The sequence below is a fragment of the Algibacter lectus genome (assembly GCF_900112395.1).
Classification (GTDB): Bacteria; Bacteroidota; Bacteroidia; order Flavobacteriales; family Flavobacteriaceae; genus Algibacter; species Algibacter lectus.
The window spans coordinates 275,143-286,671 of sequence record NZ_FOLN01000003.1 but is presented as its reverse complement, the minus strand read 5'-3'; the positions used below and the strand labels follow the sequence as shown (position 1 = coordinate 286,671).

General features: G+C 32.5%; 12 protein-coding genes. 1 reads left to right on the top strand and 11 read right to left on the bottom strand.

Annotation, left to right across the window (positions count from 1 at the left end; translation table 11 throughout):
• Positions 1–39: 39 nt before the first annotated feature.
• The gene (locus BM246_RS07075) at positions 40–687 is read right to left on the bottom strand and encodes a DUF2490 domain-containing protein (protein WP_231961834.1); all 648 of its coding nucleotides are present in this window, start codon (positions 685–687) and stop codon (positions 40–42) included.
• Between BM246_RS07075 and BM246_RS20100 the strand changes: the two genes are divergently transcribed.
• Positions 674–721, top strand: coding sequence for a hypothetical protein (locus tag BM246_RS20100; protein ID WP_227805568.1), 48 nt, complete (start codon positions 674–676; stop codon positions 719–721). The two genes, BM246_RS07075 and BM246_RS20100, sit on opposite strands and share 14 nt — an antisense overlap.
• 5 nt (positions 722–726) lie before the next feature.
• Here the strand turns inward: BM246_RS20100 and BM246_RS07070 are convergent, their stop codons facing one another.
• The 10 genes from BM246_RS07070 to BM246_RS07025 all read right to left on the bottom strand — a co-directional run bounded on the left by BM246_RS07070 (position 727) and on the right by BM246_RS07025 (position 11,514).
• Positions 727–1,353 (bottom strand): carbonic anhydrase family protein, encoded by a 627-nt coding sequence (locus BM246_RS07070; protein ID WP_042496030.1) that lies wholly within the window; start codon positions 1,351–1,353, stop codon positions 727–729.
• A 21-nt stretch (positions 1,354–1,374) separates the two neighbouring features.
• On the bottom strand, positions 1,375–2,190 hold the full coding sequence (locus tag BM246_RS07065; RefSeq protein ID WP_042496033.1) for a universal stress protein: 816 nt from the start codon (positions 2,188–2,190) through the stop codon (positions 1,375–1,377).
• Positions 2,191–2,201: 11 nt separating this feature from the next.
• On the bottom strand, positions 2,202–3,794 hold the full coding sequence (locus BM246_RS07060) for a SulP family inorganic anion transporter (protein WP_074936775.1): 1,593 nt from the start codon (positions 3,792–3,794) through the stop codon (positions 2,202–2,204).
• 100 nt (positions 3,795–3,894) lie between these two features.
• Positions 3,895–4,191: a hypothetical protein gene (locus BM246_RS07055; RefSeq protein WP_074936773.1), complete on the bottom strand. Its 297-nt coding sequence runs from the start codon at positions 4,189–4,191 to the stop codon at positions 3,895–3,897.
• A gap of 66 nt (positions 4,192–4,257) precedes the next feature.
• On the bottom strand, positions 4,258–5,016 hold the full coding sequence (locus tag BM246_RS07050; RefSeq protein WP_042496039.1) for a tetratricopeptide repeat protein: 759 nt from the start codon (positions 5,014–5,016) through the stop codon (positions 4,258–4,260).
• Between the two features lies 1 nt (position 5,017).
• Positions 5,018–6,784 (bottom strand): BatD family protein, encoded by a 1,767-nt coding sequence (locus BM246_RS07045; protein ID WP_042496042.1) that lies wholly within the window; start codon positions 6,782–6,784, stop codon positions 5,018–5,020.
• 65 nt (positions 6,785–6,849) lie between these two features.
• Positions 6,850–7,710 (bottom strand): tetratricopeptide repeat protein, encoded by an 861-nt coding sequence (locus tag BM246_RS07040; RefSeq protein WP_042502425.1) that lies wholly within the window; start codon positions 7,708–7,710, stop codon positions 6,850–6,852.
• 56 nt (positions 7,711–7,766) lie between these two features.
• Positions 7,767–8,804, bottom strand: a complete 1,038-nt coding sequence (locus BM246_RS07035) for a vWA domain-containing protein (protein ID WP_074936771.1) — start codon at positions 8,802–8,804, stop codon at positions 7,767–7,769.
• Between the two features lie 89 nt (positions 8,805–8,893).
• Positions 8,894–9,901: a vWA domain-containing protein gene (locus BM246_RS07030; RefSeq protein WP_074936768.1), complete on the bottom strand. Its 1,008-nt coding sequence runs from the start codon at positions 9,899–9,901 to the stop codon at positions 8,894–8,896.
• Positions 9,901–11,514, bottom strand: a complete 1,614-nt coding sequence (locus BM246_RS07025) for a BatD family protein (protein WP_042496358.1) — start codon at positions 11,512–11,514, stop codon at positions 9,901–9,903. Before BM246_RS07025 ends, BM246_RS07030 begins: the two co-directional genes overlap by 1 nt.
• Positions 11,515–11,529 lie beyond the last annotated feature (15 nt).

Below are 11,529 nucleotides of genomic sequence, written 5' to 3'. Positions count from 1 at the left end.
TAAATTTTTAACGATTTAAAAAATTAAACTCACATTTTATTAGAAATTAACAAAAGCAATGACATTAATTTGGTCTCTACCAGAGGTTTCGAAAAACTGATTCATGTATCCTAGCTCCATACGTAATTGTTTGGAAAAAGTATAGCCTAAACCTCCATAAACACGATTTCTATCGAACACCGAAGATTCGGTATTTAAAAAGATTTCGTTATAGGCAGATAGATATAATGGATTATTACCATCTTCCTTATACTGAAGTGGTATTTTGACACCTAAAAAATAACGAAAACGCATTTTAAAATCATCTTCCACAAAACGTTGTTCAAAACGATAACGATGGCTTAAACCAACCTTACCAATACTTTGTTTTGTAGTAAACTGTTGAAAAATACGATGCTCGTTTACCGATACTTTTTCGTCTGTGTCTCCAATATAATTTTTCGAAAGGATATATCCATAACCTAACAAAACATTGTTTTTCTCATCAATATTATACCCCAAACCAGTACGTAACAACAGCTGTTCTAGATCACCAACAGCATTATAGTTCCTGTATTGTACCTCGTTGTGAATGTTCCATTTACTATTTAGTTTTTTGTTGCCTATGTAAACAAGCCAATTCCCTAAATCGCTCTCTTGGGCTTGAGAAAATAAAGGCAGCATTAATACTAAAATTAATGCTGCCATATTCAACTTCTTCTTCATGTATTTTTATACTTAAAAGTTTTAATAAAAATTAACTGCTCCTGTATTGATATCATACATAGCACCAACAATTTTTATTTCTCCATTCTTTTCCATTTCGGTAAGTATTGGGCTTTCTGCGTGAATTCTATCGATTGTTAATTCAACATTCTTTTTAGATACACTATCAACAAAATCTAAATTTTTAGAATTTCTTAAACCTTCATCTTTAGGCTCTGAAACGGCATTTACCGCTGGAGTTATTTTTTCAATTAATTTAGTTAAGTTACCCATTTCAGCACCATCACAAGCACCTTTAATAGCACCACAACTTGTATGACCTAATACTACAATTAATTTAGTACCAGCAAGTTTACAAGCAAACTCCATGCTTCCTAAAATATCTTCATTTACAAAGTTACCTGCAATACGTACACTAAACACATCACCCAAACCTTGATCGAAAACTAACTCTGCAGACACTCTCGAGTCGATACAACTTAAAATTGTAGCAAAAGGGAATTGCCCTTCACTGGTATCATTTACTTGCTCTAAAAGGTTTCTATTTGCTTTTAAATTTCCTTGAAACCTTTCGTTTCCTTCTTTTAAAAATGCAATAGCTTTATCTGGTGTTAATGTTGCTTGTGTTTCTTTTGTATGTGCTTTCATAATATCTTATTATTTAATTTTTTAAACAGCTAATTTCTGTGTACTACCCGTTATAAATAGTGACACGTTAACATTGTTAATTAAGTTTTTTATTTCAGATTTATCATTTGCTGCGGCATCTGCTTTATCAGCACGGTTTACAAACAATAAATTTACATGGTTTTTCTCTAAATAATCGGCTAATTTTTTAATGGTGTTATCGTTTTTTTCAAACACATAATCAATAGCTTCATTTACAGCATTTTTATCGTCGGCTTCATTTTTACTATTTACCAAATTAAAAGACTTTAATGGTTTGGTAGTATTAGCAAGTACATCTTCCGAAAAGGCTTGATTAAAAACTTGAGATTTCCCATTTAATAAACCAATTTGTAATTCGGTTTCTGGAGCAATCTCATTTTTATTAGAAGTAATTAATACAGGTCCTTCATGCATTTTTAACACAAAATCTGTTACATTATCTCCTATCAAGTTAATTACCTTAGCACTTCTTTTACCTAAAACAATAACATCTGGTTTTGTTGCTTTTATGTAAGCCTCAATTTCCGATTTTACATTACCAATTCCAAAATTAGAAGTAATATTAACATTATACGCTTTGTTTAAAGGCGCTATGGTTTCTTTAATTTTATTTCGAGATTGGTTTTGCTCCTGATTTAATGTGCGCATAGCCGATAATTGACTGTCGCTAGCAATAACATCGGTTGGTTTCTTTACATGAAATAAATCGACCTCAGCATTTATCATTTTTGATAAACTAACAGCACTTATAATCGTGCTGTTTGTATCCTTTTTCAAATCTGAAAGTACTAAGATTTTAAATTTCTTATTTTTCATAGTGATTTGATTTAGCTTAAACTTAGGTTAGACTTTTCTCTTTCGTTAAAAAACTTAATAAAACTTGATGGGTTTTCTACTACACCACGTTTAGAGACAAGTTTAATATCGATGTTTCTTTCCTCAGCCTTTAGCAAGAAATCTTCTAAAATTTCAATAATATCATTATCTAGGTACCTTGTTTTTATTAAGTTAATTTCTAAATAAGTATCAATAGGTAAACTATCTAATTCTTTTAAAATGGCTCCTTTATTGAAAAAAGTAACTTCTTCCGCTAAGGTCATTTTAATTTTATGTTTTCCGTTACTATTATCTTCAATATGAAGAAAATGCGAGTTTTGGTAACTCTTTAAAAGAATAACCACAATACCAACAGCTAACCCTAAACCAATACCCCAAAGTAAATCGATAAAAACAATACCTAAAACAGTTACCGTAAAAGGAATAGATTGCTTCCAGCCTAATTTATGCATTTTAACAAACAAACTCGGCTTAGCTAACTTATAACCAACCACTAATAAAATTGCTGCTAAAACAGACAACGGAATCATGTTTAGTAATTTCGGGATAACCACTACAGATATTAACAATAAAAAACCGTGGATAATAGTCGATAATTTTGACATACCACCAGATTGAATATTTGCAGAACTACGCACAATTACTTGTGTAATAGGTAAACCACCTATTAAACCAACAATAATATTACCTGTACCTTGCGCTAATAATTCACGGTTAGTAGGTGTTACGTTTTTATGCGGATCTAATTTATCGGTAGCCTCAACACTTAATAAAGTCTCTAAACTAGCAACTAAAGCAATTGTAAAAGCAACCACCCAAACATCTGGATTTGTAATTGCTGCAAAATTTGGGAAACTAAATTGCCCAAGGAAAGAAGAAAAATCTTCTGGAATTGGCACACTTACCAAATGAGATGATGCAATACCTAATGTATCGTGATTTTGCGTTAATGCGAAATAAACAATACCAGCAACAACAGCTACTAAAGGCCCTTGAATTACTTGAAATATTTTAGCCTTTTTAGCAAGTACCTTATCCCAAAAAAGGATAATTCCTAAACCAATTAAACCAATAACTAAAGATCCTAAAATAATATGATCTGTAATATTGAAAATAGCCGAAAAGGTATTTTCACCAGAACTTTCAACAAAACTATCGGCACCTTCTAACTCGGCATCGTAACCAAAAAAGTGCGGGATTTGTTTTAAGATAATAATAATACCGATACCGGTTAACATCCCTTTAATTACTGAAGACGGAAAATAATACCCAATAACCCCAGCTTTTAAAATGCTAAAAATAATTTGAATAACACCACCTAAAACAACTGCAACCAAAAAGTTTTCATAACTCCCTAAACTACTAATAGCAGCTAAAACAATAGCAGCTAATCCGGCAGCTGGACCACTAACTCCTAGTTTAGACCCACTTAAACTACCAACAACAACACCACCGACAACACCGGCAATAACTCCTGAAAACAGTGGCGCACCACTAGCTAATGCAATACCTAAACATAATGGTAATGCAACGAAAAATACAACTATACTCGCAGGTAAGTCGCTCTTAATATTTTTAAACATAGATAAATTCACTTTGGCCGAAGCGTTATTCTTCAGCAATTTTAATAATTTTTAATACTCGAATGTTATTGAGCACAATAGTTCAATAACTAATAAATTATTAAGCGAATTTTGGGGGAGGAGAAATTAAATTAAGATACGGTTTCGAGTAGTTTTTAACATAATAACTTAAATGAATTGCTTCTTCAGCTAAGCTTATAAAACCCTCGTGATCTTGATTTTCTAAAATAATGTCTTGTACATTTTTACTTTTTGGATGGCCGTTTTCTTCTTCCTCTGCCATAGAGAAAAACAACGATATATCTACCGAATTATCAACCATAGCAATTATGGTTGGTGTCGATAAAAACACCACAAACGCAAACAAAAAGAATATGGAAACTACGTTTCTCGACATTAATTTTTAAAATTTTATCAACCGCTAATATACTATTTAAATTTTATGGTGATAAAAATTTACCTATTAAAATGCTGTTAATGTTTTAATATCCTCGGATGCAAGCCATCCTGTTTTACCATCGGACAACTTAATTTTCCTCCAATTATCAACAGAATCTATAACCTGAACCTTAGTACCTTCATGAAGCCTAAAAGACTCTTCACTACGTAAATTAGGCTCACTTTTAACCTGAGTTTCTTGAGCAAAAACTATAGCAGGTTTATCTTTTTTATCTAAAGCATACTTTTGAAAAGCAAACACTAAACTTACACACAACAAGATTAATGATATAGTACTACCTACAAAAGTTAAACGCTTACGCACTGTAGTATAAGCAAAATAATAGATTAAAAACAATATTACAAACAGAAACACTAGCACTACTGCTGTTTTCGCCCAAGCATCAAAACTCATGCTGTGCGTTATGCTTTTAAACAACTTTGAGAACCCAACCTCTGGCACCACACCTATGGCATCTACCGTCATGTTTTTAGCAAAGGCTAAGTTATTTTTAATGTCTTTATCTTTTGGAGCTAATTGCAACGCTTTTTCGTAATAAAATATGCTTGGCGCAATATTATTAAGCTTATAATGTGCGTTTGCAAGATTATAATATAAATCGGCAGAATGCTTTTTAGTATTTAAAATTGCATCATATTTCTGGATAGCTTCAGCGTATTTACCTTCATTATACAAAGCATTACCTTGCTTAAAAAGCGCATCGCTTTGAGCAAATAACCCTAAACTGAACAAAAACGAAAGTATGTATAATAACTTCTTCATATTAACGAGCTTGTTTATCAATTAACGAAATAGTTTTAGCTGCTTTATCAAAATCGTCTTGCATAGTTACAATGTCGATTGGAGTATAACGCGCTAACTCACAACTCTCCAAAATACCTTTAAAATCTTTAATTACCTCAGCATCCACTTGCTTCTTCAATAGTAATTCTTCAATTTTATCTTTACTTAATTCGTTGGTTTCTATATGTAATTTTGCCTTTAAGTAATTATGCAAGGCTTTCTCTAAGGCGATATAAAAAGCTTCTTTTTGACCTAAAGATTTTTTAGCATTACTTAAATACTTTTTAGCTAGCTTATCTGCTTTTCTAATACGGTTTCCATAAACATCGGCATCGCGACTTGCTTTTTTATTACGGAAAACAATTGCAATTGGAATCAATAAAAACGGCAGCAACAACAAGCTCCAAAATAAATTGGTTTTAAAGAAATAGCTTGGTCTTATACTCGTAAAATTTGTTTTAGTTTTTATAAAAGCAAATTGGTCGTTACTTAAAACCACAGCTTGTTTATTACTTGTAGTGTTAGTTTCACTAGTACTTACATTGTTTAACGGACCGTTTTGAACATCGATAATAATTTCATCGGAGTTTAATCGTTTATACGACTTGCTCTTTAAATCGAAATAAGAAAAAGAAATACTCGGTATTGGATATTTACCTTTATACTGCGGCACGACCGTATAACTATCGGAAATATCACCTTGCATACCCGCTGAATTCGTTTTTACATTCTCGGTATGTTCTGGCTCATAAACCTCTAAAGAACTCGGTAATGACAGCTTAGGTAGCTTAAACAGTTTTAAATTCCCATTACCTTTTACTCCTACTTTTATTTGAAGTGATTCCGAAGCATCTAACACTTGTTTAGAACTTGATACATCGAAACTAAAACTACCAACAGCACCTGTAAAATCTGCTGGCTTGCCTTGTTCTGGCAATGACTTAACAGAAATAGTTTGGTTACCTGCCGATACAACTTTGCTAACGCGCGTCATTATAGCGCCACCAAAAATATCACGACGATTGGTTGGCACACGCATAGAAAGATTTAAGGTAAGCGGTTCTATATTTAATTCTCCTGTTTTTTGTGGATACAATACTGTTTTACGAAGTACTAAATAGCGATAATCTTCACCTTTGTAAGTTCCGTTTTGAACTTTTTGACCCTGCGTGTTAATATTTTGGCTCCAAAAATCGTTATATCTAGGACTATCTACTTCATTCCAATTATCCACTGCGATATTTGGCGATACATAAAGTTTGTAAACTACAGAAATAGCTTCATTTAAATATGGATTGGTTTTAGATATTTCGGCAACCAAATGAATATTTTCTGAAGCAATAAAATTTGGATCGTTAGGATCCTTAGGTTTATCTACAGCTGCAGTAACTGTAACTTTTACTGGAACCGTTTTATACACCGTACCATCTATAACAATGGTAGCCTGAGAAATGGTAAAATTACCTCGGCTTTTTGGCGTTAAAAAGTATGTATATGTTTTTTTATAAGTACGCACGCCATTAATCCAAGAGTTACTTACGGATTGGTTAGGGCCACTTACATTAAAGCTTGAAAAATCGGGTGGCGTAAAATTATCGCCATCTTTATTCATTTCAAAATCGATACGTAAACGCTCGTTTACGCCTAATGATTTCTTACTGACTTTGGCTTCAAATTTAACCTGAGCAGAAGCCATACTTGTAATTAGTATGAAAAATATTATAGATATGTGTTTTACTAATTTCATGTTTTAAATTTAAAAATCTTTCCGAATTTTAAAATACTCTAGACAACTGAAAACGGACTGCTAAACTACCAATCCTTATCGGTTTTAACCTTAACACCCTTTACTTTTTCGGCATTCATTTTTTCTTGAACGGCTTGTTCTTGATTATTCATGGCTTCCAGCAAGTTTTTTATTTGCTGTGGAGACATTTGTCCGGGCTGTGGTTTTGGCTGCTGTTGCTCTTTTTTATCTTGATCACCATCTTTACCTTTATCTTCCTTTTCATCTTTAGGCTTGCCCTCATCATCTTTTTTATCGTCGCCTTCCTTCTCGTCCTTATCGCCTTCGTCCTTTTTATCGTCTTTATTCTCGTCGTCGCCTTTATCTTTATTTTCCTTGTCTTCCTTATTGTCTTTATTATCCTTCTCGTCTTTTTGATCTTCGTTTTTATCTTCTTTATCGTCCTTATTTTGGTCTTCTTGATCTTGCTGCTGTTTAGCGCACTCTTTAGCCAAACCTAAATTATACCGCGTTTCATCATCTGCAGGATTATTTCTTAAGGCACTTTTAAAAGCTTCAACAGCTTCTTTACATTTTTTACCTTTCATTAAAATAGTTCCTATGTTATGGAAGGCTTTATGTTTTTCAGATTTGGATGTTGCTGTCGTAGCAGCCTGCTCTAACCTAAAAACAGCCTCATCAAAACTCCCTTTGGTGTAATAAGCATTACCTAAATTATAAGCGCCTGCAATACTTTTTGGGTTTTCGGAAATCGCTTTTCTATATTCCATTTCAGCTGAAACATAATCGTCCTCATTCACTAAGTTATTCCCTTCGTAAACAAAATCGTTCGCCTTTTTAAGCGCTAATAACTGTGTCTTTTCTTCTTCTTGAGAAAAAGAAAAAAGACTTACCAATAAAACTATAAGTGTTGCTAAGTATTTCATTTTTAAATCCTTCTATCTAAGATAAAAAACTCAGATTTTTTTTGTTGTTAATGAAACTATAAATTCTCATTAAATAAATTCAATTTTTTCAACCAACCTGTTTTTCTTTCTAACAAGAAAACATCTATTAGTAATAAGAAAATCCCTAAGCCTAAAAACCATTGAAATTGATCTTTAAAATCGGCGAATTGTTTGGCCTCAAACTCTGTTTTGTCCATACCGTTTAATATTTCACGAATATGTTCAACAACATCATTTGTGTTTTTCCCGTTAATGTAAGCACCATTAGCTTCTTCGGCAATTTTCTTTAAGGTATCTTCATTTAAACGCGTAATTACCGTTTCACCTTGATTGTCTTTTTTATAATTTAAAATAATACCATTTCTTTTAATAGGAATTGGACCTCCTTTTAAATCTCCAACACCAATGGTAAATATCTTGATACCTTCTTCACTAGCTTGTTCTGCATAAGCTAAAGCATCTTCACTATGATCTTCCCCGTCTGAAATAATGATTAAAACACGATTGGTTTGCTCTTCATTATCAAAATAGGTAGTTGCTAATTTTATGGCTTCGTTTATCGCTGTTCCTTGCGATGACAACATATCGGTATTCATGTTGTTTAAAAACATTTTAGCCGATCCATAATCTGTAGTTATAGGTAACTGCGGAAATGCTTTACCTGCGTATGCAATAATACCAACACGATCACTGGCTAAATTATTGATAATTTGCGTTACCAATTGTTTAGATTTCTCTAACCTGTTTGGTGCAATATCTTCGGCTAACATACTTTTAGAAACATCGACTGCAAAAACAATATCGACACCTTCACGTTTTACCGTTTCTAGTTTTGTACCCACTTTTGGGTTTACCAAAGCAATAGTTAAACACAAAAAAGCCAAACTTAAAACCACCACTTTTAAAATGGATTTAAACAACGATTTATTAGGGCTTAAACGCTTTAAAAGCTCTTTATCTGCAAACTTTTTTTGTGTACGGTATCTCCAAAATTGAAGTAACAAAAACAGCACAATTATTACAGGAATAATTGCTAGCGTCCAAAACCATATTTTTTCTTCTAATTGAAACATGTATCAGTTTTCAGTTTTTCAATATTCATTTCGCAGTTAAACTCGATGCTTAAATTTGTTTATCGAGTTTGCCGCTGTCTAACTTCTGTTTAAACAAAACTCTTAAATAATGTATTACGTAAAAGTAATTCTAACAACAACAAGACCCCTGCTAAGAGTACTAATGGCCTATATTTTTCTTCGTAATTATAAAATTTAAACTCTTCAACATCTGTTTTTTCAAGCTTATTGATTTCGCTATAAATTTCTTCTAATTTTTTATTATTTGTCGCTCTAAAATATTTCCCACCAGTTGCGGTAGCAATTTCTTTTAATAGCGTTTCGTCTATTTCTACTTTAATTCTGCCGTATTGAAACTGCCCAGTTCTAGGGTCGATAGCCACAGGTGATAATGCCATACCATTTGTACCTAAACCAATAGTGTAAGTTTTAATACCGTATTCTATAGCTAATTCGCTAGCAATTTTTGGATCTATAAATCCTGAATTATTAACACCATCGGTTAGCAAAATAATAACTTTACTTTTCGCTTTACTATCTTTTAATCTATTTACCGATGTAGCTAACCCCATACCGATAGCGGTTCCGCCTTCAATAATATTATTATACTCAATACTTTTTAAAGAGCGCAATACAATAGCTTTATCACTAGTTATTGGTGTTTTGGTATAACTTTCTCCTGCATATTCCACCAAACCAATTCTATCGTTGGGACGGCCTTTAATAAATTCTGCAGCAACTTCTTTTAAGGCATCTAATCTATTTGGACGTAAATCTTTAGCCAGCATACTAGCCGAAACATCTATAGCCATTACAATATCGATACCACGTGTTGTTTTGGTTTTAGACGAAACATCTACGGTTTGCGGTCTAGCCAACGCCATAATTAACAACGTTAAAGCCAATAAACGTAACACAAACATGATAGACTTAAGCTTAGTTAACCAAGAACTAGTTACTTTAAAACCTTTTAAACTAGACATTTTTAACTCTGCCGTTTGCTTATTGCGTTTAAACACATACCATACAATTACCAAAGGCAAAAGCAAGAACAACCAGAAAAACTCTTTATTTACAAACTCGATCCCTTCAAACATTATTCTTCTGCTTTTTTAAGTTCAACTGAATTTAAAATACGCTCTACAATTTTGTCGGCATACTCATCAGTTTTATTCCATACAATGGAAATACGTTGTAAAATATTTTTAGATGAAAATTGTAAAATAACATATTGTCCTTCGTAAAATTCATCGGAATTTAAAATAGGGAAACTCGCCGTACCATGAGTTTTTAAACCTTCAGCACCGTTTGGAGTTGTAAACTTATCGTTTAAAACAGAAATATCGGTAACACCAGCTTGCTCTAATTGTTTTATTGCACCATTTTGAGCCTGTTCTAAATCGATATCTTCTTCTGGATTGGCTTGTTTTAAAATTATTGTAGATACATCTACACTAAAGAAATTTAACAAACTACCGTAACTAAAACTCGTAACACTCATTTGAGCTTGTGCTTCTTCTGGAAGCTCTACCATATTACGCTTTAAAACCTTTGGAGTTGTAATATTAATTGGAGGCACACCGTATGCACTAGTTACCCAATCACCCTCTAAAAGCTCGATACTATCGTGACCAATAATGGTATCTTTAACATAAGTGAAACCATATTTTAAAGAGAACCCAACAAAGGTTGCAATCATTAAAAACACGGCAATAACTACGGTTAAAATAATTTTATTACGCTTCTTTTTACGTGCTTGTTCTTCTCTATATTTTTCGTCTAAAAGCTTTTCTTCCTCTGTAGGTTCTGGCAAGGCTTCTTTTACGTGATCTATTTCTATATCAATTGTAGTTCTATCAATTTTTGCCAATTCAATATCTGGCGCAGATTTAGCAAACTTCACTAAATCGGCGCGTTTTAATATGCTTTCTAAGTTTTTAATATCCTCTTTACTTAAATCGACTTGATTTCCTTCCTTTAGGATGTTTAATCGTTTAATAAGTTCATCAGTTGTGCTTTCTAAAGCGCGATCATAAACCTTTTCATCTAAATATTTTCTAATAATAAAAGTTAATTCAGAATAGTAATCTTTTAAGTTCTCTTGTTCTAAATATGGACTTTCATCTAAATTCTTTAAAGCTAATTTTGCTCGATCGTACGGTGGTAATAAGGCTATTTTTTCCTCTTCGGAAAGTGGTTTTTTACGCCAAATAAACCAATACAAAAGAAAACCTACTGCACTAATAATTAAAAGCGTAATTAATAAATACTTCCACCAATTACTAGCCGATTTTTCAACTTCAATAATGGGCTTAATATCGTAAAGCCCCTGTTTTGTTGTATCTATAACAACATTATTAACTTCAACCTTAAGCGAATCGGTAAAAAAAGTTTTTGTACCAATAATAATTTTTTGTCTAGGAATAGTATAAGAACCCGAATCGAATTGAGTTAAGCCGTATTTTTTAACAAGATTGTATTTGTCTTTATTTTTTAAAGTATCTACCGCATAAGATTCAATCATTTCTAAAGGAGAAAACGATTGCCCTTCCGGAAAAACAACTAAACTTGTAGTATCGGTTTCAACTTGGATATGATACGTAATTTGTTCACCAATTTTTATAGATGTAGAATCTATTGCCGATGTAACTTGAGAAAAAGACAATAGAGAACATAGAAAAAAGAAACTAAAGGCGATTACAGCACGCATTCTGGTAATTTTTGA

Coding starts and splice junctions, on each gene's coding strand:
- BM246_RS07075 (WP_231961834.1), bottom strand. CDS start 687: ATGGCAGCATTAATTTTAGTATTAATGCTGCCTTTATTTTCTCAAGCC.
- BM246_RS07070 (WP_042496030.1), bottom strand. CDS start 1,353: ATGAAAGCACATACAAAAGAAACACAAGCAACATTAACACCAGATAAA.
- BM246_RS07065 (WP_042496033.1), bottom strand. CDS start 2,190: ATGAAAAATAAGAAATTTAAAATCTTAGTACTTTCAGATTTGAAAAAG.
- BM246_RS07060 (WP_074936775.1), bottom strand. CDS start 3,794: ATGTTTAAAAATATTAAGAGCGACTTACCTGCGAGTATAGTTGTATTT.
- BM246_RS07055 (WP_074936773.1), bottom strand. CDS start 4,191: ATGTCGAGAAACGTAGTTTCCATATTCTTTTTGTTTGCGTTTGTGGTG.
- BM246_RS07050 (WP_042496039.1), bottom strand. CDS start 5,016: ATGAAGAAGTTATTATACATACTTTCGTTTTTGTTCAGTTTAGGGTTA.
- BM246_RS07045 (WP_042496042.1), bottom strand. CDS start 6,784: ATGAAATTAGTAAAACACATATCTATAATATTTTTCATACTAATTACA.
- BM246_RS07040 (WP_042502425.1), bottom strand. CDS start 7,710: ATGAAATACTTAGCAACACTTATAGTTTTATTGGTAAGTCTTTTTTCT.
- BM246_RS07035 (WP_074936771.1), bottom strand. CDS start 8,804: ATGTTTCAATTAGAAGAAAAAATATGGTTTTGGACGCTAGCAATTATT.
- BM246_RS07030 (WP_074936768.1), bottom strand. CDS start 9,901: ATGTTTGAAGGGATCGAGTTTGTAAATAAAGAGTTTTTCTGGTTGTTC.
- BM246_RS07025 (WP_042496358.1), bottom strand. CDS start 11,514: ATGCGTGCTGTAATCGCCTTTAGTTTCTTTTTTCTATGTTCTCTATTG.